We start from the raw sequence: 17,627 nt of genomic DNA on the forward strand, positions 1-17,627 counted from the left end.
GCGCCTCCCCGGACGGCCGCCCCTGCCCCGGACAGACCGCTCATACCGGCCCCTGATCGATTAGGTTGGTCGCAGAGCGGGGCATGGCACGTACGCACGTACGAGAGGCAGCTGAAGTCCGAGATGAACGCGTTCGAAGCAGGCGCAAAGAGCCGCGCGCGGCTCACCCAGACGGCCGAGTGGCAGGCGCTGGCCAAGCACCGGGAGCAGCTGAGCGACGTGCACCTGCGCGAGCTGTTCGCCGCGGACCCGGCGCGCGGCACGCGCCTGGTGCTTGACGTCGGCGACCTGCACCTCGACTACTCCAAGCACCTGGTCACCGAGGAGACGCTCCGGCTGCTGCGCGAGCTGGCCGCCGCCACCGGCGTCTTCGGCCTGCGGGACGCCATGTTCCGCGGCGAGAAGATCAACACGACCGAGGACCGGGCCGTGCTCCACACCGCGCTGCGCGCCCCGCGCGACGCGGTCATCGAGGTCGACGGCGAGAACGTCGTCCCGAAGGTGCACGCCGTCCTCGACAAGATGGCCGTCTTCTCCGACAAGGTGCGCTCCGGCGAGTGGACCGGACACACCGGCAAGCGCATCAAGAACATCGTCAACATCGGCATCGGCGGCTCCGACCTCGGACCCGCCATGGCCTACGAGGCGCTGCGCTCCTTCACCGACCGCGACCTCACCGTCCGCTTCGTCTCCAACGTCGACGGCGCCGACCTGCACGAGGCCGTACGGGATCTGGACGCCGCCGAGACGCTCTTCATCATCGCCTCGAAGACCTTCACCACCATCGAGACGATCACCAACGCGACCTCCGCGCGCGACTGGCTCCTCACCGAGCTGAGGGCCGGTCAGGACGCCGTCGCCAAGCACTTCGTCGCCCTGTCGACCAATGCCGAGAAGGTCTCCGACTTCGGCATCGACACGGCCAATATGTTCGAGTTCTGGGACTGGGTCGGCGGCCGCTACTCCTTCGACTCGGCCATCGGCCTCTCGCTGATGATCGCCATCGGCCCGGACGCCTTCCGCGAGATGCTCGACGGCTTCCACCGCGTCGACGAGCACTTCCGCACCGCGCCACCCGAGACCAACGTGCCGCTCCTGCTCGGCCTCCTCGGCGTCTGGTACGGCAACTTCCACGACGCCCAGTCGCACGCGGTCCTCCCGTACTCGCACTACCTGTCGAAGTTCACGGCGTACCTCCAGCAGCTCGACATGGAGTCCAACGGCAAGTCCGTGCAGCGCGACGGCGAGGAGGTCGGCTGGCAGACCGGGCCCGTCGTGTGGGGCACCCCCGGCACCAACGGCCAGCACGCCTACTACCAGCTCATCCACCAGGGCACCAAGCTGATCCCGGCGGACTTCATCGGCTTCGCCGAGCCCGTCGCCGATCTGCTGCCGGGCCTCGTCGCCCAGCACGACCTGCTCATGGCCAACTTCTTCGCCCAGACGCAGGCCCTCGCCTTCGGCAAGACGCCGGACGAGGTGCGCGAGGAGGGCGTGCCCGAGGAGCTGGTGCCGCACAAGACGTTCAAGGGCAACCACCCGACGACGACGATCCTCGCCACGTCCCTGACGCCGTCCGTGCTCGGCCAGCTGATCGCCCTCTACGAGCACAAGGTGTTCGTCCAGGGCGCCATCTGGAACATCGACTCCTTCGACCAGTGGGGCGTCGAGCTCGGCAAGGTCCTCGCCAAGCGCGTCGAACCGGCCCTGACCGAGGGCGCCGACGTGCCAGGACTCGACGCGTCGACCCGGGCGCTCGTCAGTAAGTACCGCTCACTGCGCGGACGTTCGAGTTAATCGGATGCGGGGGTGCCGCCCGGCGGGCGAGACTGCCCGTCCGTGACCCTGCCGGGAGGCACCCCAGTGGACCAGCTCATGTCGGCGCTCGCCGACCCCGAACGACTCAGGCTGTACGCGCGCATCGTCCTCGACGAGCTGCCGCCGCGCGAAGCCGACTCCCCGGCCGCCCGCAGACATCTGGGCAAGCTGATCGGCGCCGGGCTCGTCGAGCGCCTCGACGACGGGTCGCTGCGGGCAGGACCCGAGGTGTTCCGGCGCGCCCGGCCCCCGGAGCCCGCCACCACCGGGGTCCCGCGCCATCTCACCGGCTTCTTCGCCCGCGGCCGGCTGACCACGATCCCGGTCCGCGCCTCCGTGCGCCACGACCTCCTCGTCCACCTCACGGGCACCCTCTTCGACACCGACCGCACCTACAGCGAGCGCGAGATCAACGCGGCGCTCGGCACCGTCCACGACGACACCGCCGCACTGCGCCGCTACTGCGTCAACGACGGCCTGCTCGTACGGGAGAAGGACGGGTCGGACTACCGGGTCCCGGAGCACGCGTAAGGCCCCGCATCTTCACGATGCGGGGCCTTACGCCTTTGGCGCTGTCAGGCGATCGCCGGCGGGTAGAGCTCCGGCGGCAGCTGGGAGGCCGCGGCCGAGTCGAGCAGCCACAGCGTCCGCGAGCGGCCGTACGCGCCCGCCGCCGGGGCCTGGATCTCCCCGGCCCCGGACAGGGCGATCGCGGCCGCCTTCGCCTTGTCCTCGCCCGCCGCGAGCAGCCACACCTCGCGCGCGGCCCGGATCGCCGGGAGCGTGAGCGTGATGCGGGTGGGCGGCGGCTTCGGCGCGCCGCGCACGCCCACCACCGTGCGCTCCGTCTCGCGGACGGCGGGCAGCTCGGGGAAGAGCGACGCGACGTGCGTGTCGGGGCCGACGCCGAGCATCAGGACGTCGAACGTCGGCACCCCGCCATGGTCCTCGGGCCCGGCGGCGGTGGCGAGTTCGGCCGCGTAGATCTCGGCCGCGGCGTCCGCCTCGTACGGGCCGTCCGACGCGGGCATGGGGTGCACGCGCGCGGGGTTGAGCGGCACCGAGTCGAGGAGCGCCTCCTTGGCCTGCGTGTAGTTGCGCTCCGGGTCCCCGTTCGGCAGGAACCGCTCGTCGCCCCACCACAGGTCGAGGCGGCTCCAGTCGATCGCGTCACGGGCGGGGGCGGCGGCGAGCGCGGCAAGGAGGCCGTTCCCGTTGCGCCCGCCCGTGAGCACGACGGACGCGTAGCCGCGGGCCGCCTGAGCGTCGACGATCTTGGTGATGAGGCGGGCCGCGGCGGCCTGCGCCATCAGCTCCTTGTCACGGTGGACGACGAGTTGGGGTGCCGCGCTCATTTCGCCGCCGCCTTCTTGGCCGGAGCCTTGGCCGCCTTCTTGGCGGGTGCCTTGACCGGCGCCTTCTTGGCCGCGGCCTTCTTCGCCGGTTCCTCCTGAGCGGACGCCTGCTTGGTGGCCGTCTGCTTGGTGGCCGTCTGCTTCGCCGGTGCCTTCTTGGCGGCCGCCTTCTTCACCGGACCCGGGGCGTCCTGCGCGGGGGAGGGCGCCGCGGACCTGGACGCGTCGGCCTGCCCGGCCGCCTGCCGCGCGGACGCGGCGAGCCGGTCCACGCCGAACCGCAGCGCCGCCGCGTACGTGTCGTCCGGGTCCAGGCGCCGCAGCTCCTCGGCGATCAGCTCGGACGTCTCGCGCCGCTTGAGGGCGACGGAGCGGTCCGGCTGGCCCTCGATGGAGAGCGTGGCGAGGATGCCGTCGGCCCGGTCGAGGACGATCGGGCCGCAGGTGGAGTCCATGCGGACACCGGTCAGGCCGGGACCCGGCGAGTACGAGCGGGCCACCGGCACGTCGAGCCGCTCCGCGAGCCACATGGCGAGCAGCTCGCAGCTCGGGTTGAACTCCTCGCCCTCCACCTCGACCTGAGTGACGTCGCACGTCACCTGGTCCAGGGCGGCGGCCAGCATGGAGCGCCACGGCGTGATCCGGGTCCAGGACAGGTCCGTGTCGCCGGGTGCGTAGAACTCGGCGCGGGCCTCCAGCTCCTCGACCGGCTGCTCGGCCGCGTACGTGTCCGTGACGCGGCGCTGGGCCAGGGCGCCCAGCGGGTCCTTGGCGGGGTCGAGCGGCGCGTCCACCGCCCACCACACGACCGTCGGGGCGTCGGGGAGCAGGAGCGGCAGCACGACCGACTGGGCGTGGTCGATGATCTCGCCGTAGAGGCGGAGCACGATCGTCTCGCCGGTGCCCGCCTCGACGCCGACCCGCACCTCCGCGTCGAGCCGCGACTTCGTGCGGTCACGAGGGGAGCGGGAGACGCGCTTGATGACGACGAGCGTGCGCGAGGGGTGCTCGCGCGACGCCTCGTTGGCCGCCTTCAGGGCGTCGTAGGCGTTCTCCTCGTCGGTGACGATGACGAGGGTGAGGACCATGCCGACGGCAGGGGTGCCGACGGCGCGGCGGGCCTTCACCAGCGCCTTGTTGATCTTGCTGGAGGTGGTGTCCGTGAGGTCGATCTTCATGGCCGGCGCCAGCTCCGTCCGTCTCGTGCGAGCATCTCGTCCGCCTCCGCGGGCCCCCACGTGCCGGACGGGTACTGCGCGGGCCTGCCGTGCTTGTCCCAGTAGTTCTCGATCGGGTCGAGGATCTTCCAGGACAGCTCGACCTCCTCCGTGCGCGGGAAGAGGTTGGAGTCGCCGAGCAGGACGTCCAGGATGAGCCGCTCGTACGCCTCCGGGCTGGACTCGGTGAACGACTCGCCGTAGGCGAAGTCCATCGAGACGTCCCGGATCTCCATCGAGGTGCCCGGCACCTTGGAGCCGAAGCGGACCGTGATGCCCTCGTCCGGCTGGACGCGGATCACGATCGCGTTCTGGCCCAGCTCCTCCGTCGCCGTGTGGTCGAAGGGGGAGTGCGGGGCGCGCTGGAAGACGACGGCGATCTCGGTGACGCGGCGGCCCAGGCGCTTGCCGGTGCGCAGGTAGAAGGGGACGCCCGCCCAGCGGCGGTTGTCCACCTCCAGCTTCACGGCGGCGTAGGTGTCGGTCTTCGACTTGGGGTCGATGCCCTCTTCCTCCAGGTAGCCGACGGCCTTCTCGCCGCCTTGCCATCCGGCCGCGTACTGGCCGCGCACCGTGCTCCTGCCGAGGTCCTTCGGGAGCCGGATGGCGCCGAGCACCTTGGCCTTCTCGGCGACGAGCGCGTCCGCGTCGAAGGAGGCGGGCTCCTCCATCGCGGTGAGCGCCATCAGCTGGAGCAGGTGGTTCTGGATGACGTCACGGGCGGCGCCGATGCCGTCGTAGTAGCCCGCGCGGCCGCCGATGCCGATGTCCTCGGCCATGGTGATCTGCACGTGGTCCACGTAGGACCGGTTCCAGATCGGCTCGAACATCTGGTTGGCGAAGCGCAGCGCCAGGATGTTCTGGACGGTCTCCTTGCCGAGGTAGTGGTCGATCCGGAACACCTGGTCCGGGTCGAACACCTCGTGCACGATCGCGTTCAGCTCCTTGGCCGACGCGAGGTCGTGGCCGAACGGCTTCTCGATGACGGCGCGCCGCCAGGAGCCCTGCGGCGCGTCCGCGAGGCCGTGCTCCTTGAGCTGCTTGACGACCAGCGGGAAGAACTTGGGGGGTACGGAGAGGTAGAACGCGAAGTTGCCGCCCGTGCCCTGCGACTTGTCCAGGTCCTGGATCGTCGACTTCAGGGTCTCGAAGGCATCGTCGTCGTCGAAGTTGCCCTGGACGAAGCGCATGCCCTGGATGAGCTGCTGCCAGACCTCTTCGCGGAAGGGGGTGCGGGAGTGCTGCTTGACCGCGTCGTGCACGACCTGGGCGAAGTCCTCGTCCTCCCAGTCGCGGCGGGCGAACCCGATCAGCGAGAAGCCCGGCGGGAGCAGACCCCGGTTGGCGAGGTCGTACACGGCGGGCATCAGCTTTTTACGTGACAAATCGCCCGTGACACCGAAGATCACCAGACCCGACGGCCCCGCGATGCGCGGGAGCCGTCGGTCTGCGGGGTCACGGAGCGGGTTGGCTCCGTGTGCGGTCAAGGTTTCAGCCCTCCGAGGGGGCGAGGCGCTTGAGCTCGGCCTCGGTCGACTTGAGCAGGTCGGTCCAGGACGCCTCGAACTTCTCGACGCCCTCGTCCTCGAGCAGCTGCACGACCTCGTCGTACGAGATGCCGAGCTTCTCCACCGCGGCGATCTCGGAGCGGGCCTGGTCGTAGGTGCCCTTGATCGTGTTGCCGGTGATCTGCCCGTGGTCGGCGGCGGCCTCCAGGGTCGCCTCCGGCATGGTGTTCACCGTGTTCGGCGCCACCAGCTCGTCGACGTACAGCGTGTCCTTGTAGGCCGGGTCCTTGACGCCGGTCGAGGCCCACAGCGGACGCTGCTTGTTGGCCTGCGCCTTGTCGAGCGCGGCCCAGCGGTCGGAGGAGAAGACCTCCTCGTACGCCTCGTAGGCGAGGCGGGCGTTGGCGAGGGCGGCCTTGCCCTTGAGGGACTTGGCCTCCTCCGTGCCGATGGAGTCCAGGCGCTTGTCGATCTCGGTGTCCACGCGGGACACGAAGAAGGACGCCACGGAGTGGATCGTGGACAGGTCGAGGCCGCGCTCCTTGGCCTTCTCCAGGCCGGCGAGGTAGGCATCCATGACCTTGCGGTAGCGCTCGAGCGAGAAGATCAGCGTCACGTTGACGCTGATGCCGAGGCCGATGGCCTCGGTGATCGCCGGGATGCCCGCCTCGGTGGCCGGGATCTTGATGAGCGCGTTCGGCCGGTCCACCAGCCAGGCGAGCTGCTTGGCCTCGGCGACGGTCGCCTTGGTGTTGTGCGCCAGGCGCGGGTCGACCTCGATCGACACACGGCCGTCCTGGCCGCCCGTCGCGTCGAAGACCGGGCGCAGGATGTCGGCGGCGTCACGGACGTCCGCCGTCGTGATCATGCGGATGGCTTCCTCGACCGTGACCCGGCGGGCGGCGAGGTCGGAGAGCTGCTGGTCGTAACCGTCGCCCTGCGAGATCGCCTTCTGGAAGATCGACGGATTGGTCGTGACGCCCACGACGTGCTGCTGGTCGATCAGCTCGGCGAGGTTGCCCGAGGTGATCCGCTTGCGCGACAGGTCGTCCAGCCAGATCGCGACGCCCTCCTCGGAGAGGCGCTTCAGTGCGTCTGTCATGGAAATTGCATCTCCTACGTGTCGTATAGAGGCGTCAGCGCTGGACCGCGGCGAGGGATTCCCGCGCCTTGGCCACCACGTTCTCGGCGGTGAAACCGAACTCCTTGAAGAGGACCTTGCCGTCGGCCGAGGCACCGTAGTGCTCCAGCGAGACGATGCGGCCGGCGTCACCCACGTACTTGTGCCACGTCAGACCGATCCCGGCCTCGACGGCGACACGGGCCCTGACCGCGGACGGCAGGACGCTCTCCCGGTACCCCTGGTCCTGCTCCTCGAACCACTCGACGGACGGCATGGACACCACGCGGGTGGCGATCCCGTCCGCCTCCAGGGTCTCGCGCGCCTCGACGGCGAGCTGCACCTCGGAGCCGGTGGCGATGAGGATGAGGTCCGGAGTCTCCTTCGAGGCCTCGACCAGGACGTAGCCGCCCTTGACCGTGGACTCGTTCGCGTCGTACGTCGGCACGCCCTGACGGGTCAGGACGAGGCCGTGCGGCGCGCTCTTGCCGTAGTCCTTCTTGCCGCGCCTGAGGATCTCGCGCCAGGCGATCGCCGTCTCGTTGGCGTCGGCCGGGCGGACCACGTTGAGGCCCGGGATGGCGCGCAGCGACGCGATGTGCTCGACCGGCTGGTGGGTCGGGCCGTCCTCACCGAGGCCGATGGAGTCGTGCGTCCACACGTACGTCACCGGCAGGTGCATCAGGGCCGACAGGCGCACGGCGTTGCGCATGTAGTCGGAGAAGGTGAGGAACGTGCCGCCGTAGATACGGGTGTGGCCGTGCAGCGCGATGCCGTTCATCTCCGCGGCCATCGAGTGCTCGCGGATGCCGAAGTGGATCGTGCGGCCGTACGGGTCGGCCTCCGGCAGCGCGTTGCCCTCGGGCAGGAACGACGACGTCTTGTCGATCGTCGTGTTGTTCGAGCCCGCCAGGTCGGCGGAGCCGCCCCACAGCTCGGGGATGACCGGGCCGAGCGCCTGGAGGACCTTGCCGGAGGCGGCGCGGGTGGCGACGCCCTTGCCGGTCTCGAACGCCGGGAGCTTCTCCTCCCAGCCGGCCGGCAGCTCGCCCGCGTTGATCCGGTCGAACTCGGCGGCGCGCTCCGGGTTGGCCGCACGCCACTCCTGGAACGACTTCTCCCACTCGGCCTTGGCCTCGGCGCCGCGGTCGCGGGCCTTGCGGGTGTGGGCGATGACCTCCTCGGAGACGTCGAAGGACTTCTCCGGGTCGAAGCCGAGGACGCGCTTGGTGGCGGCCACCTCGTCGTCGCCGAGCGCCGAGCCGTGCGCGGCCTCGGTGTTCTGCGCGTTCGGGGCGGGCCAGGCGATGATCGAGCGCATGGCGATGAAGGACGGCTTGTCCGTGACCTTCTTCGCCGCCTGGATGGCGTTGTAGATGGCCTCGTGGTCGAGGTCGCCGTCCGGCTTCGGCTCGACGCGCTGGACGTGCCAGCCGTAGGCCTCGTAGCGCTTGCAGGTGTCCTCGGAGACGGCCGTCTCGGTGTCGCCCTCGATCGAGATGTGGTTGTCGTCCCACAGTAGGACCAGGTTGCCGAGCTTCTGGTGGCCCGCGAGCGAGGACGCCTCGGAGGAGATGCCCTCCTGGAGGCAGCCGTCACCGGCGATGGCGTAGATGAAGTGGTCGAACGGGGAGGTGCCGAGGGCCGCCTCCGGGTCGAACAGGCCGCGCTCGTAGCGGGCGGCCATCGCCATGCCGACTGCGTTGGCGACACCCTGGCCGAGCGGGCCCGTGGTGGTCTCGACGCCGGTGGTGTGGCCGTACTCGGGGTGACCGGGGGTCTTGGAGCCCCAGGTGCGGAACGCCTTGAGGTCGTCCAGCTCCAGGCCGAAACCGGCCAGGTAGAGCTGGATGTAGAGGGTCAGGGACGAGTGGCCCGCGGACAGGACGAAACGGTCCCGGCCGACCCAGTCGGCGTCCGCCGGGTCGTGTCGCATCACCTTCTGGAAAAGGGTGTACGCGGCCGGGGCCAGGCTCATCGCCGTACCGGGATGGCCGTTGCCGACCTTCTGTACGGCGTCGGCGGCCAGGACGCGCGCGGTGTCTACGGCCCGCTGGTCCACATCGGTCCACTCGAGGTCAGTGGTGGTCGGCTTGGTGCTCACCCTGAGTCAGGGCTCCTCTCCACATGGGTCATACCGGTGATGTCGGTCTCACCGGCTGTTGTCGAGCCTACCCTTGCTGGAACAAGCATTCTTTCGATCCATTCCAGCCTGCCGGGACTCTTTCGCATCCGCCTCCTGACGAGGAATGAAGCGGGTCATCACGTGAATACGGGACCGCTCAAACGGGGGCTCAAAAGCGGGGCGGGAAGCTCATCCGGAGTACCCGCTCAACACGACCCCACCCCCGCGAAGGGCGAGGTATAGGCAACGTCTACAGTGGCGTGGTACGCGCGAGTCTTTACCGGGACCTCACATCAAGTGAACGGCCTGGGGCTCGCTGGAGTCTTTGTCAGGGGTGTGCGTGACGGCCGTCGAATCCCGTCCAGCGGGAGCGCTGACGAGCAGCAGCAACCAGGGCCGGCGGCCGTTCGGGGCTCGCGTCAAGGCGTTCGTGGCGCTGACCAAGCCGCGGATCATCGAGCTTCTGCTGATCACCACGGTGCCGGTGATGTTCCTCGCCGAACAGGGAGTACCCGATCTGAAGCTGGTGCTGATCACCTGCCTCGGCGGCTACCTGTCCGCGGGCGGCGCCAACGCGCTGAACATGTGGTACGACCGCGACATCGACGCCCTCATGGACCGCACGTCGCAGCGTCCGCTGGTCACCGGCATGGTGAGCCCGGCCGAGTGCCTGGTCTTCGGCATCTCCCTCGCGGTGATCTCCACGCTCCTGTTCGGCTTCGCGGTCAACTGGCTGTCGGCCTGGCTGTCGCTCGGCGCGCTCCTCTTCTATGTGGTCGTCTACACGATGATCCTGAAGCGGCGCACCTCGCAGAACATCGTGTGGGGCGGCATCGCGGGCTGCCTGCCGGTCCTCATCGGCTGGTCCTCGGTGACCAACTCGATGTCGTGGGCGCCGGTCATCCTCTTCCTCGTCATGTTCTTCTGGACGCCGCCGCACTACTGGCCGCTGTCCATGAAGGTGAAGGACGACTACGCGCGCGTGGGCGTGCCGATGCTGCCCGTCATCGCCTCCAACAAGGTGGTCGCGCGCCAGATCGTCCTCTACAGCTGGATGATGGTCGCGGTCTCGCTGCTGCTCACGCCCCTCGGCTACACGGGCTGGTTCTACACGGTGGTCGCGCTCCTGTCCGGCGGCTTCTGGCTGTGGGAGGCGCACGGGCTGCAGAACCGCGCGAAGGCCGAGGTCACGGGCGGCAAGCTCAAGGAGATGCGGCTCTTCCACTGGTCGATCACCTACGTCTCGCTGCTCTTCGTCGCGGTGGCGGTGGACCCCTTCCTGCGCTGAGCGGCGACTGATCCGCACTGGTCCTCACGATGGGTGGGGTGCGTGGCCCAGGCCACGCACCCCACCCATCGCCAGTTTGGCTACTCGTCGGTAGCATCCTGTCCATGGCAGAGACTGAAGCGGTGGAGCAGCCCCGTCGGGCCGCGAAGGACGAGCGCCGGGCGGCCAGGCTGGCCAAGGACATCGGCGCGTTCGCCAAGGCGCACGGCGGCGCCGAGGGACAGCTGGCGTACGTCGGCGAGCGCGGCACCCGCATCGTCCTCGTCGGCGAGGACGGCGGCTGGGGCGACCTCATGGCCCGCACGTACGAGATCGCGCAGAAGGCGGTCGAGAAGGCCGGCATCACGGTTCACGAGGACTTCGACGGCGAGTTCGCCGCCAAGGTCGAGACGGGTCCTTACGAGTGGAAGCGCATGGCGGGCATCCAGCTCGGCGGCTGAGAGCCCGGCCCGGCGGTGTCATGGGCGCAGGTGTGCGAACCGCGGTTCAGCAACACCGGGCGCCCGTTCACCCGTTAGGACCGTAGGAGCACGGTCCACCGACGGGAGCCCCGGATGATCGAAACGCCGTCCCTGGTGGATCAGTACTGCCACGGGGTGCTCCGCACGGAACTGGGCCTCGGCACGTTCGAGGCCCACCTCGGCCGCGGCGAGGGCCCACCCGCCCCCGGCACCACCTTCTTCGACACCCAGACCGGGTTCGCCGTACGCCGCTGGTGCCCGCCCCTGCTCGGCCTCGAACCGCACTGCGCGCCCGCCCGGTACCTGGCCAGACGCCGTGAACTCGGCGTGTTCGAAGCCGGCCGGCGTCTCCTGCGCGGCAGCGGCATCACCACCTACCTCGTCGACACCGGACTGCCCGGCGATCTCACCGACCCCGCCGAACTGGGGCGGGCCGCCGAGGCCGACGCCCACGAGATCGTGCGCCTGGAACTCCTCGCCGAACAGGTCGCGGACACCTCGGGAACCGTCGAGTCGTTCCTCGCCAACCTCGCCGAGTCGGTGCACGGCGCCGCCGCGCACGCCGTCGCCTTCACCTCGGTCGCGGGCGTACGGCACGGCCTCGCGCTCGCGCCGCAGCCGCCGGGGCCCGGAGAGGTACGGGGAGCGGCGGGGCGCTGGCTCGCGGCGCGTACGGTCGGCGGCCCGCTGACGGACCCCGTCCTCCTGCGCCACCTGCTCTGGATCGCGGTCGCGTCGGGGCGCCCGCTGCAACTGCACGCCGGGCTCGGTGAACCGGGCCTGCGCATCGACCGGACCGACCCGGTCCTCCTCACGGACTTCGCCCGTGCGACAGCGGGCCTGGGCACCGATCTGATCCTGCTGCACGGCTACCCGTACCACCGCCACGCCGCGCACCTGGCGGGCATCCTGCCGCACGTCTACGCCGATCTGGGCCCGGCGCTCGCCCGCACCGGGGCGCGGGCCGCGGCGGTCCTCGCGGAGATCCTGGAGCTGGCCCCGTTCGGCAAGCTGCTGTTCTCCAGCGGGGCCCACGGCATCCCCGAACTGCACGTGGTCGGCGCCCGCCTCTTCCGTGACGCGCTCGGCCGCGTCCTCGGCACCTGGGTCGCCGAGGGCGCCTGGTCGCTCACGGACGCGCAGCGGGTGGCGTCGATGATCGCGGCGGGGACGGCGCAGCGGGTCTACGGGCTCGGCGACCCGGCCCCTGCCTGAGGGGCCCGGCTCAGACGGCCGAGAGCTCCTGGCCCGCCTGCGCCGGGACACCGGCCGTGACCTGCGGGCGCTCCCGCAGCGACAGCAGGACGCGCAGGACGCCGATCCACACGAGGGCCGAGCCCAGCATGTGCAGGCCGACGAGGACCTCGGGCAGGTCCGTGAAGTACTGGACGTAGCCGATGACGCCCTGGGCGAGCAGGATCAGGAACAGGTCGCGGGTGCGGTGCAGCGGGCCCTTCGGCGCGTCGACGGCCTTCAGGACGAACCAGAGCGCGAACGTCAGCGTGACCACGATCCAGGCCAGGACCGCGTGGCCCTTCGCGACCGTCTCCCAGTCGAGCGGCATCCGGTGCACGTCGCTGGAGTCACCGGCGTGCGGGCCCGCTCCGGTCACGACCGTGCCGACCGCGACGAGCAGCCCCGTCACCACGACCAGGACCCAGACGAGCTGCTTGATCGCGGCGCCGACCAGCGGGCGCGGCTCCGCGTCGCCCTCGCGGGTGCGCTGCCACATCAGCACGGCGACGGTGAGGAGCGCGGTCGTCAGGATGAAGTGGGCCGCGACCGTGTACGGGTTGAGGCCGACCAGGACGACGATGCCGCCGAGCACCGCGTTGCCCATGACCACCCAGAACTGGGTCCAGCCGAGCCGGGTCAGCGGGCGCCGCCACGGCTTCTGCGAACGGGCGGCGATGATCGCCCAGCCGACCGCCGCGCACAGCGCGTACGTGAGCATGCGGTTGCCGAACTCGATGACTCCGTGGAAGCCCATCTCGCTCGTCGTGGTCAGCGACTCGTCGGTGCACTTGGGCCAGGTCGGGCAGCCGAGGCCCGATCCGGTCAGCCGGACGGCGCCGCCGGTCACGACGATGACGACGGTCATCAGGACGGCGGACATGGCCGCTCGGCGGACCGTCCGCTGCGTGGGGGTCCAGCGCTCTGCGATGAAGCGAAGCGGGTTGCGGATCGCCTGGGCGGCGTCGGCACGGGTCACGTTGGGCACGCGCACCATCGTAGGGGGCCGCTTGTGCACGGCTTCACGAGGGGGACGTATCCGGGCCATCTGTGACGCGCGCAACGGCGCCAGGCTCACTCCCAGCGGAAGAAGCGGCCCGCCGCGCCGAGCCCCACGACCGCCCACACCGCGAGGATGCCCAGGTCGCCCCAGGGCATCGCGGCACCGTCGCGCAGGACGTCGCGCAGGCCGTCGGAGAGCGCCGAGATGGGCAGCAGGCCGAGCACCGACTGGGCGGCGTCCGGGAACTTGTCGAGCGGCACGATGACGCCGCCGCCGACCAGGAGGAGCAGGAAGACCAGATTGGCGGCGGCGAGCGTGGCCTCCGCCTTGAGCGTGCCCGCCATCAGGAGGCCGAGCCCCGAGAAGGCGGCGGTGCCGAGGACCAGGAGGAGCAGCACCGCGAACGGGTTGCCGTGCGGCGACCAGCCGAGCGCGAAGGCGATGACCGTGAGGAGGACGACCTGAAGGACCTCCGTGACGAGCACGGAGAGCGTCTTGGCGGCCATCAGCGCCCAGCGGGGGAGCGGGGACGCTCCCAGCCGCTTGAGGACCCCGTAGCGGCGCTCGAAGCCCGTCGCGATGGCCTGGCCGGTGAACGCCGTCGACATCACCGCAAGGGCCAGGATGCCGGGCGTCAGGAAGTCCACCGCCTCGCCCGAGCCGGTGTCCACGATGTCGACCGTGGAGAACAGCACCAGGAGGAGCGTCGGGATGACGACCGTGAGCAGAAGCTGCTCGCCATTGCGGAGCAGCATCTTCGTCTCGAGGACGGCCTGCGCGGTGATCATGCGGCCCAGCGGGGCGGCGCCGGGGCGGGGGGCGTACGTGCCGGCGCTCATCCGCGCAGCTCCTTGCCGGTCAGTTCGAGGCTGTGTCTTCCCGGGAGCAACCCCCGGACCCCCGGCCGGGGAGGTCGGATCCGTGCTCATCCGCGCAGCTCCTTGCCGGTCAGTTCCAGGAATACGTCTTCGAGGGTGTGCCGCTCGACGGAGATCTTCTCCGGCATCACGCCGTGCTGCGCGCACCAGGAAGTAACGGTCGCCAGAAGCTGCGGATCGACCTTGCCCGTCACCCGGTAGGAGCCCGGGGTCAGCTCGGCGGCGGCGGAGTCGGTGGGCAGCGCCTTGAGGAGCGAGGCCACGTCCAGGCCGGGGCGGCCGGAGAAGCGCAGGGTGTTCTCGGCGCCGCCGCGGCACAGCTGCTCGGGGGAGCCGTGGGCGATGACCTTGCCCGCGTCGACGATCGCCACGTCGTCGGAGAGCTGCTCCGCCTCGTCCATGTGGTGCGTGGTGAGGATGACGGAGACGCCGTCCGTGCGCAGGTCGCGGACGAGGTCCCAGGTGGCGCGCCGGGCCTGCGGGTCGAGCCCCGCGGTCGGCTCGTCGAGGAAGACCAGCTCGGGCCGGCCGACGACGGCCATGGCGAGGGCGAGGCGCTGCTGCTGGCCGCCGGAGAGCCGCCGGTACGTCGTCCGGCCGCAGGAGCCGAGGCCGAGCCGCTCGATGAGGGCGTCCACGTCGAGCGGGTGGGCGTGCAGCTTGGCGACATGGCGGAGCATCTCGTCGGCGCGGGCACCCGAGTAGACGCCGCCCGACTGCAGCATCACTCCAATGCGGGGACGCAACCGCGCCGCCTGCTTGACGGGGTCGAGCCCGAGCACCCGGACGGTGCCGGAGTCCGGTTTGCGGTACCCCTCGCAGGTCTCGACGGTGGTCGTCTTGCCGGCGCCGTTGGGGCCGAGGACGGCCGTGATGCCGGGGCCGGTCTCCAGGTCGAGGCCGTCGACCGCGGTCTTGTCTCCGTACCGCTTGACCAGACTCGAGATCCGGACGACGGGGTCGCTTCGCATGGTGACCAAGTCTAGGGAGGCCGCGCCGGTGCCCGGCGCGCGGGTCGAGGGCATCGCGCGGTGCGCCGTAGGTACTGCTGCCCGTGGGCGTCTGAGGGTCGCGTCGTGGCTGGCGGCGCAGTTCCCCGCGCCCCTGAGGGGCTGGCCGACAGGCCGTGCCCTCAGGGGCGCGGGGAACTGCGCGAGCAACCACGACGTGACCCGCAGACGCCCCCACCCGTGCCCCGCAACGGCGCCTCGCCCCACCCGCACCCCGCCCACCTGCGACGATCGGCCGCGGACCGTTTCCGCAGGTCACACGGGGTACATCACTTAGGTATGCCTAAGTGATGTACCGCACCGCCATCCGCCGAGGACTCCGCTTGTCAGGGTCTGAGGAATTACGCAACAATGGCGTTGTGAAAAACGTCGGCGAGGCTCAGGAGGCACCCACGGGGGCCCCTCAGGAAGAGCTCGCGACCGGTGAGCGTTCGACGCGCAACCGGGTCGCGCGCTCCATCCTGGACCACGGCCCGTCGACCGTCGCCGATCTGGCCGGGCGTCTCGGTCTCACCCAGGCCGCCGTCCGCCGCCACCTCGACGCGCTCGCGGCCGACGACGTGGTCGAGGCCCGCGAGCAGCGGGTCTACGGCGCGCGCACGCGCGGGCGGCCCGCGAAGGTGTTCGCGCTGACCGACTGCGGCCGGGACGCCTTCGACCAGTCCTACGACAAGCTCGCCGCGGACGCGCTCCGCTGGATCCAGTCCCAGCCGGGCGGGGACGAGGCGGTCGTCGCCTTCGCCCGCGCCCGGCTCGCCGCGCAGGCCGAGGCCTACCGCGCGGCCGTGGAGGGCGCCCCGGCCGGTGACCGCGCCGCGGCACTGGCGAAGGCGCTCAGCGCGGACGGGTACGCTGCTACGGCCCGCAGCGCGCCCCTCCCGCAACAGGGCGAGCAGCTCTGCCAGCACCACTGCCCGGTCGCCCATGTCGCCGAGCAGTTCCCGCAGCTGTGCGAGGCCGAGACGGAGATGTTCTCGCAACTCCTCGGCACGCATGTGCAACGGCTGGCCACCATCGCTCACGGCGACGGCGTCTGCACGACGTTCATCCCGCAGAGCAATGTGAAGCACGGCAAGAACACCCCGAAGACCGATACCAACGCATCTGCACGCACCGCCGGGAGGAACCCCGCATGACTCTCCCCATCGAGGAGACTGCCCACCCCGAGCTCGAGGGCCTGGGCAAGTACGAATACGGCTGGGCAGACTCCGACGCGGCCGGTGCCTCTGCCAAGCGCGGCATCAACGAGGACGTCGTCAAGGACATCTCCGCCAAGAAGTCCGAGCCGGAGTGGATGACCAAGCTCCGTCTCAAGGGCCTCAAGCTGTTCGGCAAGAAGCCCATGCCGAACTGGGGCTCGGACCTGTCGGGGATCGACTTCGACAACATCAAGTACTTCGTGCGCTCCACGGAGAAGCAGGCGGAGTCCTGGGAGGACCTGCCCGAGGACATCAAGAACACGTACGACAAGCTCGGCATCCCCGAGGCGGAGAAGCAGCGCCTCGTCGCCGGTGTCGCGGCCCAGTACGAGTCCGAGGTCGTCTACCACCAGATCCGCGAGGACCTGGAGGAGCAGGGCGTCATCTTCCTCGACACCGACACCGCCCTGAAGGAGCACCCGGAGCTCTTCAAGGAGTACTTCGGGACCGTCATCCCGGCCGGTGACAACAAGTTCGCCGCGCTGAACACCGCCGTGTGGTCGGGTGGCTCCTTCATCTACGTGCCGAAGGGCGTGCACGTCGAGATCCCGCTCCAGGCCTACTTCCGCATCAACACGGAGAACATGGGCCAGTTCGAGCGGACGCTGATCATCGTCGACGAGGACGCCTACGTCCACTACGTCGAGGGCTGCACCGCGCCGATCTACAAGTCGGACTCGCTGCACTCCGCGGTCGTCGAGATCATCGTCAAGAAGGGCGCCCGCTGCCGCTACACGACCATCCAGAACTGGTCGAACAACGTCTACAACCTGGTCACCAAGCGCGCCGTGGCGTACGAGGGCGCGACCATGGAGTGGATCGACGGCAACATCGGCTCCAAGGTCACCATGAAGTACCCGGCCGTCTACCTGATGGGCGAGCACGCCAAGGGCGAGACGCTCTCCATCGCCTTCGCGGGCGAGGGCCAGCACCAGGACGCCGGCTCCAAGATGGTCCACATGGCGCCGAACACGTCGTCCAACATCGTCTCGAAGTCCGTGGCGCGTGGCGGTGGCCGCACCTCCTACCGCGGTCTCGTCGAGATCGGTGAGGGCGCCCCGGGCTCGAAGTCGAACGTGCTGTGCGACGCGCTGCTCGTCGACACGATCTCCCGCTCCGACACGTACCCCTACGTCGACGTCCGCGAGGACGACGTCTCCATGGGTCACGAGGCGACCGTCTCCAAGGTCTCCGAGGACCAGCTCTTCTACCTGATGAGCCGCGGCCTGAGCGAGTTCGAGGCCATGGCGATGATCGTGCGCGGCTTCGTCGAGCCGATCGCCAAGGAGCTGCCCATGGAGTACGCGCTCGAGCTCAACCGGCTGATCGAGCTGCAGATGGAGGGCTCGGTCGGCTGACCTCAGCCACCCGATCCACCCGTCAAGCCCCTTACGTATGAAAGCGAGCGCTAC

15 protein-coding genes are annotated in these 17,627 nt (G+C 70.2%); 7 read left to right on the top strand and 8 right to left on the bottom strand.

What is annotated here, in order from left to right:
• Positions 1-123: 123 nt before the first annotated feature.
• Both pgi and C1N81_RS33410 read left to right on the top strand, forming a co-directional pair.
• Positions 124-1,797: a glucose-6-phosphate isomerase gene (pgi, locus tag C1N81_RS33405; RefSeq protein WP_394435037.1), complete on the top strand. Its 1,674-nt coding sequence runs from the start codon at positions 124-126 to the stop codon at positions 1,795-1,797.
• Between the two features lie 42 nt (positions 1,798-1,839).
• Positions 1,840-2,349, top strand: a complete 510-nt coding sequence (locus tag C1N81_RS33410; RefSeq protein ID WP_394435038.1) for a DUF2087 domain-containing protein — start codon at positions 1,840-1,842, stop codon at positions 2,347-2,349.
• A 44-nt stretch (positions 2,350-2,393) separates the two neighbouring features.
• Here the strand turns inward: C1N81_RS33410 and pgl are convergent, their stop codons facing one another.
• Genes pgl through tkt form a run of 5 tightly spaced genes read right to left on the bottom strand, consistent with a single transcriptional unit; the run spans position 2,394 to position 9,122 of the window.
• A complete protein-coding gene (gene pgl / locus C1N81_RS33415) occupies positions 2,394-3,173 on the bottom strand; it encodes a 6-phosphogluconolactonase (RefSeq protein ID WP_394435039.1) in 780 nt (259 codons plus the stop codon).
• Positions 3,170-4,351, bottom strand: a complete 1,182-nt coding sequence (gene opcA, locus C1N81_RS33420; protein WP_394435040.1) for a glucose-6-phosphate dehydrogenase assembly protein OpcA — start codon at positions 4,349-4,351, stop codon at positions 3,170-3,172. Before opcA ends, pgl begins: the two co-directional genes overlap by 4 nt.
• Positions 4,348-5,877, bottom strand: a complete 1,530-nt coding sequence (gene zwf, locus C1N81_RS33425; RefSeq protein WP_394435041.1) for a glucose-6-phosphate dehydrogenase — start codon at positions 5,875-5,877, stop codon at positions 4,348-4,350. The genes opcA and zwf overlap by 4 nt, the downstream gene beginning before the upstream one ends.
• Positions 5,878-5,881: 4 nt before the next feature.
• Positions 5,882-7,000, bottom strand: a complete 1,119-nt coding sequence (gene tal, locus C1N81_RS33430) for a transaldolase (RefSeq protein ID WP_394435042.1) — start codon at positions 6,998-7,000, stop codon at positions 5,882-5,884.
• A gap of 34 nt (positions 7,001-7,034) precedes the next feature.
• A complete protein-coding gene (gene tkt / locus C1N81_RS33435; RefSeq protein ID WP_394435043.1) occupies positions 7,035-9,122 on the bottom strand; it encodes a transketolase in 2,088 nt (695 codons plus the stop codon).
• A gap of 451 nt (positions 9,123-9,573) precedes the next feature.
• Here tkt and C1N81_RS33440 point away from each other — a divergent pair, with 451 nt between their 5' ends.
• The 3 genes from C1N81_RS33440 to C1N81_RS33450 all read left to right on the top strand — a co-directional run bounded on the left by C1N81_RS33440 (position 9,574) and on the right by C1N81_RS33450 (position 12,107).
• Positions 9,574-10,431, top strand: a complete 858-nt coding sequence (locus C1N81_RS33440) for a heme o synthase (RefSeq protein WP_361081180.1) — start codon at positions 9,574-9,576, stop codon at positions 10,429-10,431.
• A gap of 104 nt (positions 10,432-10,535) precedes the next feature.
• Entirely contained in the window at positions 10,536-10,871 is a 336-nt protein-coding gene (locus tag C1N81_RS33445) for a hypothetical protein (RefSeq protein WP_394435044.1), read from the top strand.
• Between the two features lie 114 nt (positions 10,872-10,985).
• The gene (locus C1N81_RS33450) at positions 10,986-12,107 is read left to right on the top strand and encodes an amidohydrolase family protein (RefSeq protein ID WP_394435045.1); all 1,122 of its coding nucleotides are present in this window, start codon (positions 10,986-10,988) and stop codon (positions 12,105-12,107) included.
• Positions 12,108-12,117: 10 nt separating this feature from the next.
• On the opposite strand, the gene C1N81_RS33455 is transcribed toward C1N81_RS33450, so the two are convergent.
• From C1N81_RS33455 to C1N81_RS33465, 3 genes are all read right to left on the bottom strand, one after another.
• The gene (locus C1N81_RS33455) at positions 12,118-13,122 is read right to left on the bottom strand and encodes a COX15/CtaA family protein (RefSeq protein WP_394435046.1); all 1,005 of its coding nucleotides are present in this window, start codon (positions 13,120-13,122) and stop codon (positions 12,118-12,120) included.
• A gap of 77 nt (positions 13,123-13,199) precedes the next feature.
• Entirely contained in the window at positions 13,200-13,967 is a 768-nt protein-coding gene (locus C1N81_RS33460; RefSeq protein ID WP_394435047.1) for an ABC transporter permease, read from the bottom strand.
• A gap of 86 nt (positions 13,968-14,053) precedes the next feature.
• On the bottom strand, positions 14,054-14,977 hold the full coding sequence (locus C1N81_RS33465; protein WP_394435048.1) for an ABC transporter ATP-binding protein: 924 nt from the start codon (positions 14,975-14,977) through the stop codon (positions 14,054-14,056).
• 398 nt (positions 14,978-15,375) lie between these two features.
• On the opposite strand from C1N81_RS33465, the gene C1N81_RS33470 reads away from it, so the two are divergent.
• Positions 15,376-16,152, top strand: coding sequence for a helix-turn-helix transcriptional regulator (locus C1N81_RS33470; protein ID WP_394435049.1), 777 nt, complete (start codon positions 15,376-15,378; stop codon positions 16,150-16,152).
• Entirely contained in the window at positions 16,149-17,573 is a 1,425-nt protein-coding gene (sufB, locus tag C1N81_RS33475) for a Fe-S cluster assembly protein SufB (protein ID WP_394435050.1), read from the top strand. The genes C1N81_RS33470 and sufB overlap by 4 nt, the downstream gene beginning before the upstream one ends.
• The last annotated feature ends 54 nt before the right edge of the window (positions 17,574-17,627 follow it).

Source organism: Streptomyces sp. SGAir0957 (assembly GCF_043523415.1).